21 protein-coding genes are annotated in these 21,092 nt (G+C 71.7%); 8 read left to right on the top strand and 13 right to left on the bottom strand.

The window, feature by feature from the left end; genetic code table 11:
- Positions 1-8: 8 nt before the first annotated feature.
- Together ABD191_RS15925 and ABD191_RS15930 are read left to right on the top strand one after the other, a co-directional pair.
- Positions 9-332: a DUF2469 domain-containing protein gene (locus tag ABD191_RS15925; protein ID WP_344082273.1), complete on the top strand. Its 324-nt coding sequence runs from the start codon at positions 9-11 to the stop codon at positions 330-332.
- Positions 333-417: 85 nt separating this feature from the next.
- Positions 418-1,041 (top strand): M23 family metallopeptidase, encoded by a 624-nt coding sequence (locus ABD191_RS15930; protein ID WP_344082275.1) that lies wholly within the window; start codon positions 418-420, stop codon positions 1,039-1,041.
- Positions 1,042-1,077: 36 nt separating this feature from the next.
- Here the strand turns inward: ABD191_RS15930 and ABD191_RS15935 are convergent, their stop codons facing one another.
- The 6 genes from ABD191_RS15935 to ABD191_RS15960 all read right to left on the bottom strand — a co-directional run bounded on the left by ABD191_RS15935 (position 1,078) and on the right by ABD191_RS15960 (position 7,712).
- Positions 1,078-2,028, bottom strand: coding sequence for a tyrosine recombinase XerC (locus ABD191_RS15935; RefSeq protein ID WP_344082277.1), 951 nt, complete (start codon positions 2,026-2,028; stop codon positions 1,078-1,080).
- A gap of 32 nt (positions 2,029-2,060) precedes the next feature.
- Positions 2,061-3,278: a DNA-processing protein DprA gene (dprA, locus tag ABD191_RS15940; RefSeq protein ID WP_344082279.1), complete on the bottom strand. Its 1,218-nt coding sequence runs from the start codon at positions 3,276-3,278 to the stop codon at positions 2,061-2,063.
- The gene (locus ABD191_RS15945) at positions 3,275-4,792 is read right to left on the bottom strand and encodes a YifB family Mg chelatase-like AAA ATPase (RefSeq protein ID WP_344082281.1); all 1,518 of its coding nucleotides are present in this window, start codon (positions 4,790-4,792) and stop codon (positions 3,275-3,277) included. The genes dprA and ABD191_RS15945 overlap by 4 nt, the downstream gene beginning before the upstream one ends.
- A gap of 129 nt (positions 4,793-4,921) precedes the next feature.
- Complete coding sequence (locus ABD191_RS15950; protein WP_344082283.1) at positions 4,922-5,287, bottom strand: YraN family protein; 366 nt, start codon at positions 5,285-5,287, stop codon at positions 4,922-4,924.
- Positions 5,284-6,375, bottom strand: a complete 1,092-nt coding sequence (locus tag ABD191_RS15955; protein ID WP_344082285.1) for a hemolysin family protein — start codon at positions 6,373-6,375, stop codon at positions 5,284-5,286. The genes ABD191_RS15950 and ABD191_RS15955 overlap by 4 nt, the downstream gene beginning before the upstream one ends.
- Positions 6,372-7,712, bottom strand: a complete 1,341-nt coding sequence (locus ABD191_RS15960) for a hemolysin family protein (RefSeq protein WP_344082287.1) — start codon at positions 7,710-7,712, stop codon at positions 6,372-6,374. The genes ABD191_RS15955 and ABD191_RS15960 overlap by 4 nt, the downstream gene beginning before the upstream one ends.
- A gap of 182 nt (positions 7,713-7,894) precedes the next feature.
- Here ABD191_RS15960 and ABD191_RS15965 point away from each other — a divergent pair, with 182 nt between their 5' ends.
- The gene (locus ABD191_RS15965) at positions 7,895-8,926 is read left to right on the top strand and encodes a LacI family DNA-binding transcriptional regulator (protein WP_344082289.1); all 1,032 of its coding nucleotides are present in this window, start codon (positions 7,895-7,897) and stop codon (positions 8,924-8,926) included.
- A 110-nt stretch (positions 8,927-9,036) separates the two neighbouring features.
- Positions 9,037-10,575, top strand: a complete 1,539-nt coding sequence (locus ABD191_RS15970) for a M4 family metallopeptidase (RefSeq protein WP_344082291.1) — start codon at positions 9,037-9,039, stop codon at positions 10,573-10,575.
- Between the two features lie 170 nt (positions 10,576-10,745).
- On the opposite strand, the gene ABD191_RS15975 is transcribed toward ABD191_RS15970, so the two are convergent.
- The 7 genes from ABD191_RS15975 to ABD191_RS16005 all read right to left on the bottom strand — a co-directional run bounded on the left by ABD191_RS15975 (position 10,746) and on the right by ABD191_RS16005 (position 16,985).
- A complete protein-coding gene (locus ABD191_RS15975; RefSeq protein ID WP_344082293.1) occupies positions 10,746-11,003 on the bottom strand; it encodes a DUF4839 domain-containing protein in 258 nt (85 codons plus the stop codon).
- Positions 11,000-11,467, bottom strand: coding sequence for a hypothetical protein (locus tag ABD191_RS15980; protein ID WP_344082295.1), 468 nt, complete (start codon positions 11,465-11,467; stop codon positions 11,000-11,002). Before ABD191_RS15980 ends, ABD191_RS15975 begins: the two co-directional genes overlap by 4 nt.
- Positions 11,468-11,658: 191 nt before the next feature.
- Complete coding sequence (locus ABD191_RS15985; RefSeq protein ID WP_344082297.1) at positions 11,659-13,035, bottom strand: caspase, EACC1-associated type; 1,377 nt, start codon at positions 13,033-13,035, stop codon at positions 11,659-11,661.
- Positions 13,032-13,400, bottom strand: coding sequence for a hypothetical protein (locus ABD191_RS15990; protein WP_344082299.1), 369 nt, complete (start codon positions 13,398-13,400; stop codon positions 13,032-13,034). Before ABD191_RS15990 ends, ABD191_RS15985 begins: the two co-directional genes overlap by 4 nt.
- Before the next feature lie 249 nt (positions 13,401-13,649).
- Positions 13,650-15,164, bottom strand: coding sequence for a flotillin family protein (locus ABD191_RS15995; RefSeq protein WP_344082301.1), 1,515 nt, complete (start codon positions 15,162-15,164; stop codon positions 13,650-13,652).
- Between the two features lie 30 nt (positions 15,165-15,194).
- Positions 15,195-15,731, bottom strand: coding sequence for an NfeD family protein (locus ABD191_RS16000; protein ID WP_344082303.1), 537 nt, complete (start codon positions 15,729-15,731; stop codon positions 15,195-15,197).
- 114 nt (positions 15,732-15,845) lie between these two features.
- The gene (locus ABD191_RS16005; RefSeq protein ID WP_344082305.1) at positions 15,846-16,985 is read right to left on the bottom strand and encodes a DUF2332 domain-containing protein; all 1,140 of its coding nucleotides are present in this window, start codon (positions 16,983-16,985) and stop codon (positions 15,846-15,848) included.
- 137 nt (positions 16,986-17,122) lie between these two features.
- On the opposite strand from ABD191_RS16005, the gene ABD191_RS16010 reads away from it, so the two are divergent.
- The 4 genes from ABD191_RS16010 (at position 17,123) to pyrH (ending at position 21,053) form a co-directional block, all read left to right on the top strand.
- Complete coding sequence (locus ABD191_RS16010) at positions 17,123-18,082, top strand: hypothetical protein (protein ID WP_344082307.1); 960 nt, start codon at positions 17,123-17,125, stop codon at positions 18,080-18,082.
- A gap of 204 nt (positions 18,083-18,286) precedes the next feature.
- Positions 18,287-19,132 (top strand): 30S ribosomal protein S2, encoded by an 846-nt coding sequence (rpsB, locus tag ABD191_RS16015; protein WP_344082309.1) that lies wholly within the window; start codon positions 18,287-18,289, stop codon positions 19,130-19,132.
- A gap of 179 nt (positions 19,133-19,311) precedes the next feature.
- Positions 19,312-20,142 (top strand): translation elongation factor Ts, encoded by an 831-nt coding sequence (tsf, locus tag ABD191_RS16020; RefSeq protein ID WP_344082311.1) that lies wholly within the window; start codon positions 19,312-19,314, stop codon positions 20,140-20,142.
- A gap of 218 nt (positions 20,143-20,360) precedes the next feature.
- Complete coding sequence (gene pyrH, locus ABD191_RS16025; RefSeq protein WP_344082369.1) at positions 20,361-21,053, top strand: UMP kinase; 693 nt, start codon at positions 20,361-20,363, stop codon at positions 21,051-21,053.
- The last annotated feature ends 39 nt before the right edge of the window (positions 21,054-21,092 follow it).

A 21,092-nucleotide genomic window follows, 5' to 3' on the forward strand; every position in this document is an offset into this window, starting at 1 on the left:
ACAGGTCGATGAGCACCGAAGATCTCGAAAAGTACGAGACCGAGATGGAGCTGCAGCTCTACCGGGAGTACCGCGACATCGTCCGCCAGTTCTCCTACGTGGTGGAGACGGAGCGCCGCTTCTACCTCGCCAACCAGGTGGAACTGCACGTGCGCAACGTGGATGGCGAGGTCTACTTCGAAGTGGAGATGCACGACGCCTGGGTCTGGGATATGTACCGTCCCGCCCGGTTCGTGAAGAATGTCCGCGTAATGACCTTCAAGGACGTCAACGTCGAGGAGCTGGAGAAGCCCGACATCTCCCTGCCCGCCGAGGGCGGCTTCGGCACCTGACCGGGGTTTTCCACACGGGCTCCCGCCATCCACAGATGCCGGCGCGGGGAAGCGCGGCGACCGTGCCGCCCGCCAGGCTGTGGGCATGCGCCTGCCCTCGTTCCGCCGCGGCCCTGGACGGGCCGCCCCGCCGACCGGCCGCCCACGCGGGGCCGCCCCGCTGTTGCGGCGGCTCGCCGTCCCGCCCCTGATCATCCTCGGCGTGGCGCTGCCCGCGGCGCCCGGCCTCTCCCACACCGCCGATGTCTCACCTGGCGCCGCCCGCCGTCCGTTGGCCGCTGCCCCCGACCCCGTGAGCTGGTTCCGGTGGCCGCTGGGCGGCTCGCCGGTCGTGACGCGGGCGTTCGACCCGCCACCTCAGCCGTGGCTGCCCGGCCACCGCGGTGTCGACCTCGCTGCCAGGCCGGGCGACCGGGTGTTCGCGGCGGCCCCGGGCGTCGTGGCCTTCGCCGGCGACCTTGCCGGGCGCGGGGTGGTGAGCGTGGCCCACCCGGGCGGCATCAGGACGACGTACGAGCCGGTGCGCCCGTTGGTGGCGGTCGGCGACGAGGTTGCGGCCGGTGCCCCGATCGGCGTCCTCGCGGCCGGCCACGCCGGCTGCCCCGCCCCGGCGTGCCTGCACTGGGGCGCCCGCCGCGCCGACACCTACCTGAACCCGCTGACCCTGCTGGGCCCGCCCCGCCTACGGCTCAAGCCGCTGGAGCAGTGAACCGTACAGGTCCCGCCCCGGTTCACAGCTCGATGGTCAGGCGCGGGGGTGGGCCTGGTTGACCGCGCGGCGCAGGCGCTCGACCGAGACGTGGGTGTAGAGCTGGGTGCTGCCCAGCGACGCGTGGCCGAGCAGTTCCTGCACGGAGCGCAGGTCGGCGCCGCCGTCGAGCAGGTGGGTGGCGGCGCTGTGCCGCAGCCCGTGCGGCGACAGGTGTCCCAACCCGGCGGCCCGCGCCCAGGTCGCCACCACCGTGCGTACGGAGGTGGGCTGCAGCCGCCCGCCCCGCACCCCGAGCAGCAGGGCGGACCCGCTGGCCGGTCCCGCCAGCAACGGCCGTCCGTCGGCCAGCCACGCGTCGAGGGCGCGCTGCGCCGGCAGCCCGTACGGGACGGTGCGTTCCCTGCCGCCCTTGCCGAGCACGCGCACCACCCGCCGGCCGTGGTCGACGTCGCGGATGTCGAGCGCGCACAGCTCGCTGACCCGGATGCCGGTGGCGTAGAGCAGCTCCAGCACGGCCGCGTCCCGTACCCGTACGGCGTCGTCGGCGACGGCCGGCCGGGTCGCCGGCGCGGTCACGAGGGTCACGGCCTGGTCGGCGCGCAGCACGTCGGGCAGGGTACGGCGGGCCTTGGGGCTGGCCAGCGCGGCGCCCGGGTCGTGATCGAGGCGGCCCACCCGGTGCGCCCAGGCGGTGAACGTCCGGGCCGAGGCCGACCGGCGGGCCAGCGTCGCGGGCGCGACCCCGCCGGCCCGCAGGTCGGCCAGCCAGCGGCGCAGCAGCGCGACCGTCAGGCCGTCGATGCCCCGCTGGCCGGCGAAGGTGAGCAGCCCGACCACGTCGGCCACGTACGCCCGGACGGTGTGCGCCGACCGGTTGCGTTCGGCCGCCAGGTGCCGGGCGAACTCGTCCACCGCGTCGCGGGCGGCGTCGGTCAGGTCGGCGTGGCGGGCTCGGGTGCTGTTGTGCTCCGTGGGGTGGCTCACCAGCCGACGGTGCGGCGTGCGCCACCGTCCGGTCAAGTTGCCACACCGTCCGGGTTCACGCGTCGGGCGAGGCGGTAGCGGCCGTCGGGCGAGGCGACGACGAAGCCCAGCTCCGCCAGCGCGGGCAGTGTCGCGCGGGCGTCGCGGGAGGACACGCCCGCCGCGGCGGCGACCTCCTCGGCCGTGCGGGCGGCCCGCTGGCGCACGCCGTCGAGGACCTGCGCCTGCAGGTCCGTGAGGACGTCCGCGTCCCGCTCCGGGGCGCGCCGCGGGCTGGCCAGGTCGAGGCCGATGCGACCGACGTCCTCGACGATGTCGGCGACGGTGGCGACCAGCCGGACCCCCTCCTCGCGGGCCTCCTCATGGCAGCCGACGGACGACGCGGAGGTGGCCGGGCCCGGCACCACGAGGGCGGGCCGGCCCAGCCGCATGGCCCGGTGCAGCGTGAACCGGGCACCGCTGCGGGCCCCGGCCTCCACCATGACGGTGCCCCGCGTCAGCGCGGCGATGACCCGGTTGCGGACGAGGAAGCGGGCGCGGTGCGGGTCGCTGCCGGGCGGCCACTCGCTGAGCAGCAGCCCGCCCGCGTCGACGATCCGCTCGAACATCCCCGACAGGCTCACCGGGTAGGGCCGGTCGACGCCGCACGCCAGGATCGCGACCGTCACGCCGCCGGCGGCCAGCGCGCCCCGGTGCGCGGCGGCGTCGATGCCGAACGCGCCACCGGAAACCACCGTCCAGCCGCGCTGCGCGAGCCCGAAGGCCAGCTCGGTGGCCATGTGCTCGCCGTACGCGGTCGCGGCGCGGGCGCCGATCATCGCCACCGACCGGTCGCAGGCGTCGGCGAGGGGTTCGGCGCCCCGCACCCACAGGCACAGCGGCGGGTCGGTGTGCCGGTCGACCGTCCCGCGGCCCTCGACGCTGAGCCGGACCAGGTCGTCGAGCTGATGCGGCCAGCCGTCGTCGACCGGGGTGAGCAGCTCCACCCCGAGCCGCTCCGCGTCGACGGTGGCCCGCGCCGCGTGCAGCAGCGCCTCCGCGAAGCGCCCGCGCGGCGCGATCGTCGCCAGCCGGGGCGCGACCACCTGCCGCAGGTCGTCGCCGACGTTGCCGGCGACCAGGTCGCGCAGCGCGACTGTCGGGCCCACCTGCCGGACCAGCACGCCCAGGTCCCGGCGCCCGGGCTCGACCAGGTGCGCCAGCGCGATATACGCCAGCCGGGTCGCCCGCAGCTCGTCCTCGTGTGTCATGACGCCCCCTCGCCGATCCGCAGTTGCATGGCCTCGTTCACCTCGTACGCGCGTGGCGAGGCGCGGCCGGCCAGGTCGGCGAGCGTCCACGCCGCGCGCAGCACGCGATCGTGCCCACGCGCCGACAGCGCGCCACGGTCGAGGGCCCGCATGAGGTCCCTGGTGGCGGCGACGGGCAACCGCCACGGCCGACGGCGCAGGGCCGCGCCCGGCACCGCGCTGTTGGTGGCCCAGCCCTCGGCCGCCCACCGGTCGGCGGCCACCGCCCGCGCCTGCGCGACCCGTTGCGCGACCGTCGCCGACGTCTCGATCTCGTCGCCCTCGGCGAACAGCTGCGCGGGCTTGATCGGAAACAGGGTGACCCGCAGGTCGATGCGGTCGAGCAGGGGCCCGGAGAGCCGGTTGAGGTAGCGGCGCTTGGCGACCCGGGAGCACTGGCACTCGCCGGCCGCGTTGGCGCACGGGCACGGGTTGGCCGCGAGCACCAGCTGAACCCGCGCCGGATAGACCGTGGCGCCCCGGCTGCGCGCCAGCGAGATGCGGCCCTCCTCCAGGGGTTGGCGCAACGCGTCGAGCACGCGGGAGGAGAATTCGGGCGCTTCATCTAAAAAGAGAACACCGTTGTGGGCTAACGACAGAGCGCCCGGCCGGGCCAGCCCGCTGCCGCCGCCGACAAGCGCGGCGGCCGTCGCCGAGTGGTGGGGCGCCTCGAACGGCGGCTGGCGGACCAGCGTCGCCGTGGGCGCCAGTTGACCGGCGATCGACCGCACGGCGGTGACTTCCAGGGCCTGGGCGTCGGTGAGCGGCGGCAGGATCGTGGGGAGCCGCTGCGCCAGCATCGTCTTGCCCGCCCCGGGCGGCCCGTGCAGCAGCAGGTGGTGCCCGCCGGCGGCGGCCACCTCCAGCGCTCGACGTCCCCGTGACTGGCCGGCGACGTCGGCCAGGTCAAGCCCGACCGCCTCCGGTACCGGTGGGGGAGCCGCCGGCGCGGCGAGCGGTTCGCCGTCGCGGATGAAGCGGATGACCTGGTGCAGCGCGTCCGTGCCGTGGACGGTGACGTCGGGCACGAGCGCCGCCTCGGCCAGGTTCGCGGTGGGCACGATGAAGCGGCGCACGCCCTCGCGTTGGGCGGCCACCATCGCGGGCAGCACCCCGCGCACGGCCCGCACGGTGCCGTCGAGGCCGAGTTCGCCCAGCACGACCACCCCGTCGAGGGCGGTCTGCGGCAGGCGACCGGCGCCCACGAGCAGCGCCAACGCGATCGCCAGGTCGAACGACGAGCCGTGCTTGGGCAGCGTGGCGGGCAGCAGGTTGACGATGATGCGCCGGTTGGGCCACGCCTCGCCGGAGTTGACCATGGCGGCCCGGACCCGGTCGCGGGCCTCGTGCAGCGCGGTGTCCGGCAGGCCGGACAGGGTCAGCCCCGGCAGGCCCGCGGACAGGTCGGCCTCGACGGTGACCAGGTGCCCCGCGAGCCCGACCAGCCCGACGGCGCACACCCGGGCGTAGCCCATCACCCGGCCCCGATGTCGTGAGTCATGCCGTCCACAGTGGTCGGCCCGGCCCGCCCGCGGGCGTCCGTACCCATGATCTGTGGACAACGGAGGGCCGTGTGGACAACCCCGCCCGCACTTGACAGCCGGTCAGCCGACCCCTCGCAGGTGTTCGGTGAGTGCCGGGCCGGAGCGCTGCGGGCAGACCGCGACCACGTCGAAGCGGAGGTCGGCGCCGCCCGTTCCCGGATGCGCGGCGAGCCACGCGGCCGCGAGCTGCCGCAGGCGTCGCATCTTGGCGGGCGTGACCGCCGCGGCGGGCGTCCCGAACGCCGTGCCGCGGCGGGTCTTCACCTCGCAGAAGACCAGCGTGTCACCGTCGCGGGCGACGATGTCCAGCTCGCCCCGGCGGCCGTCGCGCCAGTTGCGGTCGAGCACCACCATGCCCCGCGCCGCGAGCAGGCGGACCGCCACCCGCTCCCCGTAGCCACCGACCGCAGCCCGTACCGATGTCATACCCCCACGATGGGCGGGGCACCACCCTCCACAAAAGACCTGTGGATAACCGCGCCCAGCGGGTCCGTCTCGTCGTCGAACTGGCCGATGAGCTGTTCGAGCAGGTCCTCCAGCGCGATCGCGCCCACCGGCCGGCCGTCGGCGTCGACGACCTCGGCCAGCTGCGCCCGCGCCTCCCGCATGGCGCGCACCGCGCGCGCCACCGGCGTGCGTGCGGGCACCGCTAACGGCGGGCTCATCAGCGCGGCCGCGGTGGTCGCCTGCCCGGCGGTGGTCGCGCGCACCGCGTCACGCACATGCACGAGCCCCACGATGCGCCCGGCCGCGTTTGTCACGAACAGCCGGGAGCGGCCGGACGAGCGGCTCACGCTCTCGATCTCGGCGGCGGTGGCCGTCGCGGGAACCCGCACCATGTCCGGGAGACCGACCATGATCTGGCCAACGGTCGTCTGCTGGATCTTCAGCATGGCGGTGAGGAGTTCGTGCTCGGCGACGGGCAGCGTGCCGTGCTCGCGGGAGGAGTCCAGCAGCAGCCGCAGCTCCTGGGGCCCGTGTGCCTGCGCCAGCTCGTCCTGCGGCGTCACCTTCACCAGCCGCAGGCAGGCGTTGGCCACGCCGTTGAGTGCCACCAGGACCGGCCGGCTCAGCCGGGTGAACGCCCGGAACGGTCGCGCCACCAGCAACGCCGAGTCCTCCGGGTGGGAGATGGCCCACGACTTGGGCGCCATCTCGCCGACGACCACGTGCAGGAAGCCCACGACGGCGACAGCGAGGATGAACGCCACCACGTACGCGGCGTCCTCCGGCAGGCCCACCGCGTCCAGCACCGGGCCGAGCAGGTGCGCGACCTCCGGCTTGGCGAGCGCGCCCAGGCCGAGGGTGCACAGCGTGATGCCGAGCTGCGCGCCGGCCAGCATCATGGACAGCTCGCGGCTGCCGGCCACCGCCGCTGCGGCGGCCTTGCTGCCGGCCGCGGCGGCCTGTTCGAGCCGGTGCCGCTTGGCGGCCACGAGCGCGAACTCGGCCGCCACGAAGAAGCCGTTCAGCGCCAGCAGGACGACCGAGATCAACAACACCCAGCCGGTCATGACGGGTCCACCTTCAGGCGTACCAGGTGGGGAACCCGCCTGCGCGTCTGCTCCACGACCAGCGCGGCCTGGCCCGCCCACTGCGGCTGACCGTCGGCGTCCACGCCGGCCGGCAGGGCCACGGTCACCCGGTCGCCGGGCGCGGCCACGCGACCCAGCCGGGCCATGATCAGCCCGGCGAGGGTGTCGTAGCGGTCGCTGTCGGGCAGGCGTACCGCGGTAACCTCCGCGATCTCGTCAAGCCGCCAGCGGCCCGGAACCACCCACGAGCCGTCCGCGTCGCGCACCGGGGCGGGAGCGGCGTGGTCGTCCTCGTCACGGATGTCGCCCACGAGTTCCTCCGCGACATCCTCAAGAGTGAGCACGCCCGCGAAGCCCCCGTACTCGTCCATGACGCACGCCATCTGGCGCCGCTCGGCGCGCAGGCGTTCGAGGACCAGGGGCAGCGTCGCCGTTCCGGGGACGAGCAGCGGCTCGGGCGCGATGTCGGCCACGGCGGTCGTCGCCCGGCGCTCCGGCGGCAGGTCGCGCACCTCGTTGATCGACACGACGCCGATGAGGTCGTCCACGCTCGTGCCGACGACCGGGAACCGGGTGTGGCCGGTGTCCAGCAGTTCCACGATGCGGCTGGCCGGCGTTCGGGCCCCGACGGTGATCACGTCGACGCGCGGGATCATGATCTCGTCGGCCGTACGGGCACGGAAATGCAGGCCGCGCCCCAGCAGCCGGGAGGTGTCCCGGTCGAGAACCCCCTGCGCGAGGGACGACTCGATGATGCGGTCGAGGTCCTCGGCGGTCGCCCCGTGCGGCAGCTCCTCGATCGGCTCGATGCCGACCAGGCGCAGCAGCCGGTTGGACGTGGCGTCGAACAGGCGGATGAGCGGCCCGGCGAGCGCCATGTAGATCAGCGTGGACCGGGCCAGCGCCCGCGACAGCGCCTCCGGCCGGGCGATGGCGAGGTTCTTCGGGGCAAGCTCGCCGAGCACCATCTGGATCGCGGTGGCCAGCAGCAGGGCGAAAGCCACCGAGATCGACAGGCTGGCCGCGCGGGGCACGCCCGCGAGCCCGAGCAGCTCCGCGAGCCCTTCACCGAGGTACGGCTCGGCGACGTACCCGGTCAGCAGCGCGGTGACCGTGATGCCCAGCTGGGCGCCGGAGAGCATGAACGAGAGCCGGGAGGTGACCGCGAGGGCCCGGCCGGCCGCGGCGTCCCCGCCCTCGGCCATCGTGCGCAGCTTGCCACGGTCCACCGCGACGAAGGAGAACTCCTGCGCCACGAAATAGCCCGTGGCCACGGTCAGGGCGACAATCGCCAGCAACCCGATCGCGATCAACATGAGGTGAACCGACGTGAGAGCCGGGCCGAGCCCGGCTGGGTACTACTACAACCGTCATCCATGATCAATTAAAAATAGCATATCGGCGAGGCGTCACCCCTGGGTCCTCGATCGGGTTCTGTGCCAATAGTTACCCAGGTGGCCTGCGGGTATCGTGAACCGACTTCCAGGGAGGTTCATCGATGACACGGGCGGGCAGGCCGCGCCGTGGCGGCATGCGGCAGGTGGCGCAGCTCGCTGGGGTGTCGGTCAGCACGGTCGCCAACGTGCTGAACAACCCCCGCCTCGTCGCCGCCGACACCCGCCGGCGTGTCCAGGAGGTGATGACCGAGGTCGGCTTCGTCCGCAGCGGCCCTGCCCGCCAGCTGCGCGGCCTGCCCTCCCAACTGGTCGGCGTCGTGACCCTGGACCAGGGCAACCCGTTCTACGCCGTCCTCAACCGGGGCATCGAAGACGGGCTCGCCGACGCCGGCTGCGTGACCCTGACCTGCAGCACGGACGTGCGGCCCGAAACCGAGGCCCGCGTCCTGCGCCTGCTTGAGGAGCAGGCCGTGCGCGGCATCCTCATCACCCCGAACAGCCCGGACGTCGGCGGCATTCTCGACGTCAGCCGGCGCGGCACCCCGGTCGTCCTCGTCGACGGCCCCGAGGACTGTGACAGCGTCTGCTCGGTCACCATCGACCACCGGCTCGGCGGCCAGCTCGTCGCCGCCCACCTGATCGCGCTGGGCCACCGCCGGCTGGCGTACGTGCGCACCGCCGTCGAGGCCGTTCCCGCCATCGACCGGCTCGACGGCTTCCGGGCCGCGCTGCGCACCGCCGGCCTCGACCCGGCCACCGCGCTCGTCGAGGTCCGCACGTCGCCCGCGGCGCGGCTCGTCGAGGACGCCGACCGGATCGTCGACGAGCTCCTCGACCGGGCCGACCCCCCGACCGCGATCGCCTGCGCCAACGATCTCGCCGCGGTGGGCGTCATCCGCGGTCTCGTCCGGCGGGGTCGCCGCGTGCCCGGGGACGTCTCCGTCGTCGGCTATGACGACCTGGACTTCGCCGCGCTCCTGCACCCGGCGCTGACCAGCGTGCGTACGCCGGTGCGCGAGCTGGGCCGCGCGGCCGCGCGGATGCTGCTGGACGAGGGCGGCGACGACCACCACCACGCGGAGGTCCGGTTCGAGCCCACCCTCGCCGTCCGCGATTCCACCGGCCCGCCGTAGTCGAGGGTTTTCCCGCCTTTTCCGAAACCCGCGGTCACCTCTACGGTCATCGACATCAATGCATGTCGCAGCCACCCGTCCCATAAGGACGGCCGTGGAAGGAGACCCCGGTGAAACGCACCATCGCAGTAACCGCGCTGGCCGCCGTGACCGCCTCGGTCGCGCTCAGCGCGCCGGCCACCGCCAAGCCCGCCCAGGAACGCCCCGACCCCGCCGGCGCCGCCGCGGCCGTCGCTGCCATCCTCGTCGCGGCCGGCGCGCCCGCCCTCCGGCGCGGCCCCGGCGACGCCCTCGTCCGCCAGGGCGTCCACGCCGGCACCGACGGCCTGCAGTACGTCGCGTACGAGCGCACGTACCGCGGCCTGCCCGTCATCGGCGGCGACGCGGTCGTCGTCACCGACGCCGCCGGCACCGTACTGAACACGGCCGTCGCGCAGGACTCCGTCATCGCCGTCGGCACGACCGCCACCGTGCCGGCCGCCAAGGCCCTGGCCGCCTCGCGCGCCAGGCTCATCAAGGTCGACGAGGCTTCCACCCCGCGTCTGGCCGTCCTGGCCTGGGGAACGCCCCGCCTGGTCTGGGAGACCGTCGTCGCCGGCGCCAAGGCCGGCAACGTCGCCAGCGTGCAGCACGTCTTCGTCGACGCCACGACCGGCGCGGTCGTCGACTCGTACGACCTCGTGCGGGAGGCCACCGGCAACAGCTACTACGTCGGGACGGTCACCATCTCGACGGCCGGCTCCGGCACGTCGTACTCGATGAGCGACCCGACCCGGCCCGGCATCCGCTGCGGCGGCCAGAACGGCGCCACCTACACCGGTACGGACGCGGTCTGGGGCAACGGCTCCGGCACCAACCTGGAGACCGCCTGCGTCGACGTGCTCTACGCCGTGCAGAAGGAATGGGACATGCTGTCCTCCTGGCTCGGCCGCAACGGCATCAACGGCAGCGGCGGCGGCTACCCGGCCCGCGTCGGCCTCAACCAGGTCAACGCGTACTGGAACGGCAGCTACACCAACTTCGGTCGCGCCTCCAGCAACACCCGCCAGGCCACCTCGATCGACGTGGTCGCCCACGAGTTCGGCCACGCCATCTTCCAGACCACACCCGGCGGCGCGGGCAGCTCCAGGGAGAACGGCGGCCTCAACGAGGCCACCGGCGACATCTTCGGGGCGCTGACCGAGGCGTACGCCAACAACCCCAACGACCCGCCGGACTTCACCGTCGGCGAGGAGGTCAACCTGACCGGCTCCGGCCCGATCCGCTACATGTACAACCCGTCGCTGGCCGGCGACCCCAACTGCTACTCGTCGGCGATCCCGAGCACCGAGGTGCACGCGGCGGCCGGCCCGCTCAACCACTGGTTCTACCTGCTGGCGAAGGGCAACAACCCGTCCGGCGGCCCGGCGAGCCCGATCTGTTCGGGCGGCCCGTCGTCCGTGACCGGCGTGGGCATCCAGACGGCCGGCAAGGTCTACTACAACGCCATGCTGGCCAAGACGTCCAACTGGACGTACGGCCGGGTGCGCGTGGCCACGCTCAACGCGGCGAAGAACCTGACCCCGGGCAACTGCGCCACCTTCAACGCGACGAAGGCGGCGTGGCAGGCGGTCGCGGTCCCGGCCCAGTCGGGCGAACCCACCTGCTGACGTACTGATGGAGTGTGGCGGCCGCTGGGTCGCCACACTCCATCACCCTGCTACTGCAACTGTGGATGTCATCGGACGAAGCCCGTCCGTCCTCGCTCGATGTCGTGAGGTTCGGGCCGCGCTGATGGCAGCTTGTCTCGGGCTGGGAATGAAGGGGCAGCCAACACTGACTACCGGACTTCCGTCGACACCGGATCGAGGAAGAAGAGACACTGGTCCGCGTTGAATTTGCCCACCTCCGCGACGAAGCGGAACTTATCTCCTTCGCCCACGCTGGTGGGGATCTTCTTACCTGTCAGCTTCAGGTCGAGGATGTTCACATCCTCGAACTTGAAGGCCGGGCCAACTGCCGTCCTCGGTCCCTTGTCGCCTGGGCCTAGGAGGAAGTCGTAGCGGGTCTTGTAGTCGCCGTGAGGCGTCATCTTCATGATCGAACCGTTGAACGCGACGATCTGACCCTCGTATTTGGTCGCAAGTCCAGGTTAGCGTCGTCGCAATAATCCGCCTTCAGTAGCGCTGCGAACTCCGGGTTGTTCTGGGGCGTAATCACGTCAGTGGCGGCCGACTCGGGTACGGCTGGAGGTGGCGTTGCGGAATGCTCTTCTCTTGCAGCAGCAGCCGTCTGATCTGGCTCGTCCTTCTTCTCGCCACCGGCGCTGATTGCGTTGGCAACACCGATGACAACGATCAGAACGAGAACAGCTGCCGCCGCGCCGATCAGGAGCCGCGGGATCGGCTTTCTCGGCCGACGGAAGTTGAGGGTGGACCGAAGCGTGCCCTGGGCCTGTTCCACGAGCTCCCAGCCGTCCTTCTGCATCTTCGAGATCACCATGCCATCGGTGCCACGAACTGTCCGCACGGTCTTGTACTCGTACTTGATCTCGTCGGCCATGCGGTTACGCGTTCCTTAATCGAACTGATTGCATGAACTTCCTCGCGGAGCGTAGGTGGCTTCCGTGGGGCTTCACCACCACCGACGTGATCCTCGGCCCTTGCGGTAGCGATTCGGACCGAGTGGCACTCCGGCGGGGACCAGCACACTGCGGCCTCTCGTGATGCGGCGCGACGCTGTCGAATGCGGCACTACCTGCGGTGATTCACGTACAGGACACGGCCGACTAGGAGAACGGCAATGCCGGAGAGCAGATTTCCTACCACCGCGGTTCCGGTGCTGTGGTCGTCCCAGTTGTCTGTGACGGTCACTGCGACGACGACGACTTCGGCAAGCACCGCCAGCACGCCTAGCATCCAGAACAGGGCACGTCCGAGCCCCGCCCAGGCACTCCTTCTACGCGGTGGTGTTCGAAAACCGCCGTGCGGGCCGCCAATGGCTGCCTCGATCGCCTCGCGGATCTGCAGCATGTCGTGATTTGCTGCCCGGGCGAACGATACTGAGGCAGCGTCCTCGATCGGAGGTCTTCCCGCGTTCGGCCCGAACTGTCTTGTGGGCAACGGCTGGGTGCCTTTCGGGATCACCTGCAGGTATCCGTAATGCCAGCTTGTCGCTGGTTTGAATGCCACGCCGGCAAGTTCACTGACGTGCAACCGCAGTTCGCCTTTGAGGACAGATCCGATGCCGTCCTTGCCGATGACGATCCACTGACCGTCGAACGCCGCATAGCCGAGGACTCCCCGTGCATGAAGTACGGGGGCAGCGGTTCGAGGACTCGGGCTTCCCGTCGGAACTGCTGGTACCGAAACCATTGCCGTCTCGGCTATGACCAGTGATCCTTCGCCCATCCCGAGCTTGCGTGGACGTTGCGGCGATGGCCCGCTCACCACGTGGTGATATACGTACTCGTACAGCTCATCCACTGTGATCCGGCCGTCGTGATTCAGGTCTGCGGCGCCGGTCCCGATGCCGGCCACCACTGCTTCGGTGAAGTACGAGGGACGCACGTCTACCGAGTTGATGTCCTCGAAGCTCACCTCCCGCTCGCCAGAGGCGGTCAGTACCGCGACCCCACTGCCCTGCGGCACGTCCCGCACCAAGACGTCTACATCGACCTCGGCGCCAGCGGACCGGGCCTGCATTCCTGAGATGAACCCGCCACTGAAGCAACAGTCGACCAGGACTAGGGTTGCCTTTGACCGGCTGTCGAGGATCCGGTCGCGTACCCACTCTGCGGCCACGGCGGTTGCGCTCAGATACTGCTTCTCGGTATCCGAGAAGGCAAAGTAGAGCTTGCCCTGTCTGTCTTGCAGGCCATGAGTTGAGAAGTAGACGGTGTTCAGTGCGTCGTCGACGCGTGCCTGTAGCAGAAACCCTTCCACGGCACGCTGCGCCTGCCGCGCGGTGCAGTCGAGTTCAACCGGCACCTCGCCGTACCCGACCTTCCCCAAGACTCGGCGCAGCTCCTCGACATCGCACCGGGGTGACCGCAGCTGCGCCAGACCGGGGTCGACAAAGCTACCGCAGCCGATCAGCAATGCTCGGCGCCGTGGACGCACTCCCGTCATGAGCCGCTTTCCACCCTGCGCAGATACGCTGCCACCAGATCGGCACGCTCCGATTCGGACACTCTGCCCTGGAAACGGTTCCCGTCGATCTCGATCTGAACGTCGTTCGGTTGACGACTCAACCAGGACGAAATGACGCCGATCAAGCTCTCCACGACCACGGGCGCAAGCGTGATAGCCAACCCGCCGATCTCAATCAGGCCACCGGACTTGGCCCCTCCCGGAGCCTTGCCGCCAGCAGACGGCACAGCACTAGATATATCGGTATTGAGGATCTCCCGTCGCAGTTCGGCGGTCAGATCAGCCACGCCTTCGGCGTCGAGGCCGGAGCACGCGACCTGCAAAGAGATCTCAACCTGGTCCATCAAGAGCACCAATTCGGTCAGCTGAACGCAGTGCGGGACGACCGCGACACTACCGACTGGCAAGCGCCAAATGCCTCAGCCGCTTAGCGGAAACCCGGAGCCCGAACGTCGACATCAATGCCAAGCCACACTTCCGTGCGGCTCCTGAGCGTCCACTCACCCGCCTGAGTAACCGTCACCCAGCTCGGTAACTGGCTCAATGACGTTCGCGGTGGTGTCCGCGATCATGCGGACACCACCGCAGTCACGTCAGCTTTCGATGGCGGCAGAGCTGCCGTTCTTCGCCGCGACCGACTCGCCCGCCGTGCCGCCCAGTCGGGCCAGCAGGCCGACCAGGTCGATGCCGGTCAGGTCCGAGCCCAGTTGCAGGCCCTGTGCCACGTTCGTGGACACGCTCTTCGTCAGCGACGACGCCCCGTCGGTCGAGATGACGGTCATTTTGTCGATCGAGCCCATCGGAGCCGACGCGGCCGCGACGACCTGCGGCAGGACCTTGACGAGCATCTCCAGGATGGCGGCCTCACCGTACGCGTTGAACGCCTCGGCCTTCCTGCCCATGGCTTCCGCCTCCGCCTGGCCGCAGGCCAGGATGGCGGCCGCCTCGGCGGCGCCCTCGCGCTCGGTGGCCTCCGCGATCGCGGTACGCCGCTTCTGCTCCGCCTCGCCCTCCTTGGCGCCCTCGATCGCGTTCGCCTCGGCCAGGGCCGCGCGGCGGGCGCGCTCGCCCTCACCGGTGAGCCGGTCCTGCTCGGCCTTCGCCTGTGCGGCGGCGATGGTGGCCTGCCGCTTCGCGTCGGCCTCCAGGACGGCCGCGTTGCGGGCCGCCTCGGCCTCCTGCTCCACTTTGTACCGCGCGGCGTCGGCCGGCTTGCGGACCTCCGTGTCGAGCTGGCGCTCCTTGAGCTCCGCGTTGCGCTCGGCGACCTTCTGCTGCTCGGCGAGGATGACCTGCTGGCGCTCGGCCTCGGCCAGCGGGCCGGCCGCCGCCGACGTGGCCTTGGCGGCGTCGATCTCGGCCTGGATGGCGGCCTGTTTGAGGGCGAGGTTCCGGTTCGCCACGGCGATGGCCTCCTCGGCCAGCAGCCGCTCCTGCTCGGCGGCCTGCCGGGCGCGCGCCTCGGCGATCGACGCCTCCTTGAGCACCCGCGCGGCCTCCGGCCGGCCCAGGTCCTGCAGGTAGGAGCCCTCCGCCAGGATGTCCTGCAACTGGAAGGTGTCCAGCACGAGGCCCTGGTTGGTCAGCGAGTGCTCGGCCTCCTCGGCCACGGCCGACGCGAACGCCGTGCGGTCGCGGATGATCTCCTCGATCGTCAGCCGGCCCACGATGGAGCGCAGCGCGCCCGCGAGCACCTCCGAGGTGAACTGGTCGATGCCGGCCTGCTGGCCCAGGAACCGCTGCGCGGCCGCCCGGATCGCGTTCTCCGTGCCGCCCACCTTCACGATCGCCACGCCCTGCAGGTTGACGCGGATGCCCTGCTTGCTCACCGCCCCCTGGATCTCCACGTGGATGCGGCGGCTCGACAGGTCCAGCGACTGCAACTTCTGCACGACCGGCACCACGAACACGGACGCGCCCATGACGACCTTCTGGCCGGACAGGTCCGTCGACCGGACGCCCTCGGCGGACTGCACGGCCTTGCCCTTGCGACCGGTGACGATGAACGCTTCGTTCGGACCGGCGACCTTGATCCGGCTCAACACAAAGATCACGAGGAGTACGACGAGGAGCACGCCCCCGCCGATGGCGATGAAGATAGGTTGCATCGACTCTCTTTTCCGGGATGGTGGGATGGGTCAGGAGGCGGGGAGGGCGGTCGTCTCCTCGACGACGACGCTGGTGTCGCTGATCGCCTCGACGACGAACACCTGCGCGCCCAGGGCGACGGGCCGGTCGGCGCGGGCGTTCAGCTTCACGGGCTGACCGCCCAGGTGAATGCGCACCTCCCCGTACCCGCCGGGGGTGATCGGGGTGACGACCACGCCGATGTGCCCCACGAGGTCGCCGCGCGTGGGCGTCGCGTCGGTACGCATCCGGCTCGCCGCGCGGGCCAGCTTGATCGCGAGCCACGCCGTCGGTACGGCCGCGACGCCGCCGGCGACAACGGCGGCCAGCACGCCGCCGAGCGTGCCGACCGAGCCGCCGACGAGGTCGGCCGCGATCGCGCCGGCGAAGCCGAACGCGCCCACGAAGCCGGCCACGGCGGGCAGCGAGAACGGCCCGTCCAGGTCAGGGTGGCCGAGGTGCAGCACGTCGCCGAGGAAGAGGGAGACCGCCAGCACGACGACCCCGAGGCCGCCGATGACGAGAAACGTGGTGGTGATCCCGTCCATCTGCCCTTCCATTTCCCCGCTGACGCCCCTGACCGGCGCGTCCGGCCCCCGAGGGTAGCGCCTCCCCGCCACAACCAGGCGCGGGCAGCGTGGGTGACCGCCCAGGTGCGCACCTCACCCGGCGCGGAGGTGGCTGGCCGGCGCCAAGGAGTGTGGTGACCAGTCCAGCCATGCGCCGTGCGGGCCGGCGGTACCCAGCTCCTCCACCGATGGGCGGCCCCTCACCCACGTGGCTGTGGCCAGGGTCGCTGACCTGCGAGCGGCCGTCGCGCGCCTCGACGCCGTGGCGGCGAACAGGTCGACGCCGCACGGGTCGCTCTCGTTGACGATCATCGCCAGGTCCCGCTGGGCGCCCGTGGCGGCCAGGACACCCACCAGCTCAGCTCGCCGTACGGGCGACAGATACGTGAGCGCGTGGGAGGCGAACACCACCGGCACCGCGTCCGCGCCGACCGAGGAGAGCACCCGGGGAAGCGCGTCGACGAGGTCACCCGCCACGAGCCGCGGCCGGACCGCCGCCGCCTCCGCGAGTGCCGCGTCCAGCCGGGCCAGCCGCTGCGTCTGCTCCGGCCACACGCAGGAGCGCAGCCAGGTGACCGCGTCCGCGTCGCCGGCCTCGATCGGGCGCAGGTCGACGCCGACCCGTCCGGCGATCCGGGCGGGCGTGCCCGCCGCCGTGGCGAACGCCGGGGACGGGCCCGAACGCAGGTCACAGGCCATGATGAGCGGTTCGGGCGCGTCCGGTCGGCCGTACGCCTCGGGGTAGCGGTAGGCGTAGCGGTCGGGCATCAGCAGGAGTCCCGCCGACGTCCCGAGCTCGATGAGGTGCAGCGGGCGGTCGCCGAACGCCGCCGCGAGACGGCCCAGCGCCGGCCACAGGTAGGCCGCCCGTCCCGCCTCGTTCGTCTGCGTGGTGCGCGCCGCGCAGAGCTCCGCCAGCGCGTCGTGATGATCACTTACGAGATCCGCGAGGGCCGGCGCGAGGCCGTCGTCGGCAGGCTTTTCCCCATGGAGTACGGGCAGGTAGCGCGCGAGCGGGTGACCCTGCGCGCGGGTACGCAGCAGGTACTGCACCGCCGCGAAGAACAGCAGCGGGCGGCGCTGGGTCGGTGGGGCGGCGAGCAGGGCGGCGCCGAGCCGCGGTCGCTGTGCGCAGGCCCTCGACAGCCTCACGTAGAGCGGTGACATGCCGGCGAAGTCGTCGCGGGCGTACTCGGCGAAGGTCTCCGCGAGGGGGGCGAGGTCGGTGGACACCAGCGGAGCGTGCGCCGACCGCCCGCTGGGCGCAGTGGTTGGCGTCACATGTGATCGGACATGCGCGGATGGCATCGAAAGACGGCAATATTCACCCTGGTGTGGCGAGATGTCGATCGGTCGCCTAACGTCGGGCCGTGGACGGACGGCGCAGTTACCCCGATGACAGTGACAACCGCTGGTATCCCGGCGACCGTGGCACCAGCGGGGGGTACGGCTCGCGGGGGTACGACGAGCGTGGATACGACGAGTCGGACGAGTTCGCCCCGCCCCGTGACGGCTCCGGTTCGTACTCGGGGCAGTCGCGTGCGCGCCGCGCCGCCCCCGATCCGACCGGGTCGCCGTTGTTCACCCCCGAGGAGGCGGCCCGTTTCCAGGCCGCCCAGGCCGTGGCGAGCCAGGCGACCAACTCCCGCCCGCCCGCGACGTACCCCTCGAACTCCGGGCCGATCATCGGCGTGCCGGCCGGGCCGCCGCCCGCCGGCCTGAACCCGCCCGCCGCGCCGCCCGGGTCGGGCGCGCCGGCCGGTTACGGCGGCTCGTCGTCCGGCTACGGCGGTTCCCCGGCGGGGGCACCGGGTTCGCCGGCCGGGTACGGCGACGCGCCCGGCTCGTCGGCCGGCTTCGGCGGCGCGTCGGGCCCGTCCGGCCCGCCGGCCGGCTTCGGCGCGCATATCCCCACCCAGCCGGGGCCCCGCACGGACCTGACCGCGCCGCACGAGCTGGTGGCCGCGGACGTGACCGTGAGCCCGAGTCCGGTCGTGGCCCCGATCCGGCCGGCCACCGAGACGGTCTACCGGGCCCGCCGGCCCGCCGTCGCCATCGGCCTGACCGTCGTGGCCGTGGTGTTCGGGCTCCTGATCTTCCGGGGCCTCATGATCTCGGCATTCGGGCCGACATTCATCCTGCCGGGGGTGCTCTCCGGCGCGCTGGCGCTGTCCGCGCTGCCGTTGCTGGTGCTGGGCCTCTACGGCCTGGTGACCGGGGCGGCGCACAGCGCCGAGACGCACGGCTTCCGCCTGTGGGCCAAGCCGCCGCTGGCGTACCTGCTGGTGGGCCTCGTGTTCGTCCTGGGCGCGGCGCTGGCCCTCGGCTAGCCGAGTTCGGCCGATCGGGCCGTCTGCCGTACACTCGGGGATGGCGACCACCTCGCGTGGTCGACCTCGCGTGCCCTCTTCACCTTCGTGAGGCGGCGGCCCTCCTGGTCCCGATCCGTGATCGGGCTCACCGTGGCCGACGACCGGGCGCCAGGGCGCACGGCCACCCGGCCGGGCGCGGCAAACCAGGACCTGGGAGAACCCATGGCTGTTGTCACCATGCGCCAGCTGCTCGAGAGCGGCGTTCACTTCGGGCACCAGACCCGCCGGTGGAACCCGAAGATGAAGCGCTTCATCTTCACCGAGCGCAACGGCATCTACATCATCGACCTGCGCCAGACGCTCGACTACATCGACAAGGCGTTCGACTACGTCAAGAACACGGTCGCCGAGGGCGGGTCGATCCTCTTCGTGGGCACGAAGAAGCAGGCCCAGGAGGCGATCTCCGAGCAGGCCTCGCGCGTCGGCATGCCCTACGTGAACCACCGCTGGCTGGGCGGCATGCTCACCAACTTCCAGACGGTGCACAAGCGGCTGCAGCGCATGAAGGAACTCGAGTCGATCGAGCTGACGGGCGCGGCCGCGGGGTACACCAAGAAGGAGACCCTGCAGCTGTCCCGCGAGAAGGAGAAGCTGACCAAGACCCTCGGTGGTCTCCGGGACATGCAGAAGCTCCCCGCCGCGGTGTGGATCGTCGACACCAAGAAGGAGCACATCGCCGTCGACGAGTCGCGCAAGCTGGGCATCCCGGTCATCGCCGTGCTCGACACGAACTGCGACCCGGACGAGGTCGACTTCCCGATCCCGGGCAACGACGACGCGATCCGCTCGGCCGCGCTGCTGACCCGGGTGGTCGCCGACGCGGTCGCGGAGGGCCTCATCGCCCGCTCGGGCAAGGCGCTGCGCGGCGGGGCCGCCGAGGCCAAGCCGGAGCCGGGCGCGGTCGGCAGCGACGAGCCGCTGGCCGAGTGGGAGCGCGAGCTGCTGCAGCCCGCCGGTGACGTGCCGGCCGAGCCGGCCGCTGGCGCGCCCGCGAGCACCGAGAGCTGAGCCGCGTTCCGGCCGGCCGACGCCTGCGCGGCCGGCCGGAACACCGGGCTTGCGCCCGTACCAAATGATCTTCCGTCTTTAAGAGGCGGGCCGCACAGAAGCAGCGCGGCCGGACGACCGGCCGACCAAGCTCTCCGGCCGGAGACTCTCCGGCCGCCGGAAGACGAGCGAGAGAGAACATGGCGAACATCACCGCCGCAGACGTCAAGAAGCTCCGCGACCTCACGGGCGCCGGCATGATGGACAGCAAGAAGGCGCTGGAGGAGTCCGACGGCGACTTCGACAAGGCCGTCGAGCTGCTGCGCATCAAGGGCGCCAAGGACGTCGGCAAGCGGGCCGGCCGCACCACCGCGAACGGCCTGGTCGCGCACTCCGGCACCGCGCTGCTGGAGCTCAACTGCGAGACCGACTTCGTGGCCAAGTCCGCTGACTTCGTGGAGCTGGGCCAGACCCTGGTCGCCCACGCGGACGCCACCCGCCCGGCCGACGTCGCGGCGCTGCTCGCCTCGACGCTGGAGGATGGCCGCTCGGTCGCCGACACGCTGGAGGCCGCCGCCGCCAAGATCGGCGAGAAGATCGTCGTGAACCGGGTCGCGACCCTCGACGGCACGATCGCCGTGTACATGCACCGCAAGAGCCCCGACCTGCCGCCGCAGGTGGGCGTCGCGGTCGCCTACACCGGCAAGAGCGACGAGGCCGCCGACGCGGACGCGCGCGGCATCGCGATGCAGATCGCGGCCATGCGCCCGAAGTACCTGACCCGCGAGGAGGTGCCGGCCGACGTCGTCGAGTCGGAGCGCCGCATCGCCGAGCAGACCGCCCGCGAGGAGGGCAAGCCGGAGGCCGCGCTGGCGCGCATCGTCGAGGGTCGCCTGGGTGGCTTCTTCAAGGACTACGTGCTCGTCGAGCAGTCGTCCGTCACGGACAACAAGAAGACCGTGAAGCAGGTCATCGCGGAGGCGGGCATCGAGATCACGAAGTTCGTCCGCTTCGAGGTCGGTCAGGCCTGAATTTGACTGTGCCGCCCGAGCGGCGGTGCGCGTGATAGGGGGTCGTCGGTGTGGGATGGTACGCACGGCGACCCCCTTGCCGTACCCGGTGAGCGGGCGGCGCGGCGGGACGACGAGACTGGGCTACGGCGCGAGGGAGCTGGCGGATGACGGAGACGGTGACTGAGGCGATCCCGGCGGCGGCGCAGCCGGCCGAGGGTGGGCTGCGGCCGCGACGGGTGGTGCTGAAGCTCTCCGGCGAGGTGTTCGGCGGCGGGGCCATCGGCGTGGACCCGGACGTGGTCCAGTCGATCTCCCGGCAGATCGCCACGGTCGTGCGTCGCGGCGTCCAGGTCGCGGTCGTCGTCGGCGGCGGCAACTTCTTCCGCGGCGCGGAGCTGCAGCGCCGGGGCATGGACCGGCCGCGCGCCGACTACATGGGCATGCTCGCGACCGTCATGAACTGCCTGGCCCTGCAGGACTTCCTGGAGAAGGAGGGCATCGACACGCGGGTGCAGACCGCGATCTCGATGGCCCAGGTCGCCGAGCCGTACATCCCCCGGCGCGCCATCCGTCACCTGGAGAAGGGCCGCGTCGTCATCTTCGGCGCCGGCGCCGGCATGCCGTACTTCTCCACGGACACGGTCTCCGCCCAGCGCGCGCTGGAGATCCACGCGGACGTGGTGCTGATGAGCAAGAACGGCGTTGATGGGGTGTACACCGCCGATCCCCGCACCGATCCGACGGCCCGCAAGCTCGACACCTACACCTTCGGTGAGGCGCTGCGGCAGGGCCTGCGGGTGGTGGACGCGGCCGCGTTCAGCCTGTGCAACGAGAACAAGCTGCCCATGCTGGTTTTCGGGGCGGAGGGCGACGACACCATCATCCGCGCGGTGAGTGGTGAGAAAATCGGCACATTGATCACCGCGTAAGCGGGTACTTAGACAGCAGGCGTGGCACGGGGCCCGAGG

This window comes from Luedemannella helvata (assembly GCF_039528415.1).
GTDB lineage: Bacteria > Actinomycetota > Actinomycetes > Mycobacteriales > Micromonosporaceae > Luedemannella > Luedemannella helvata.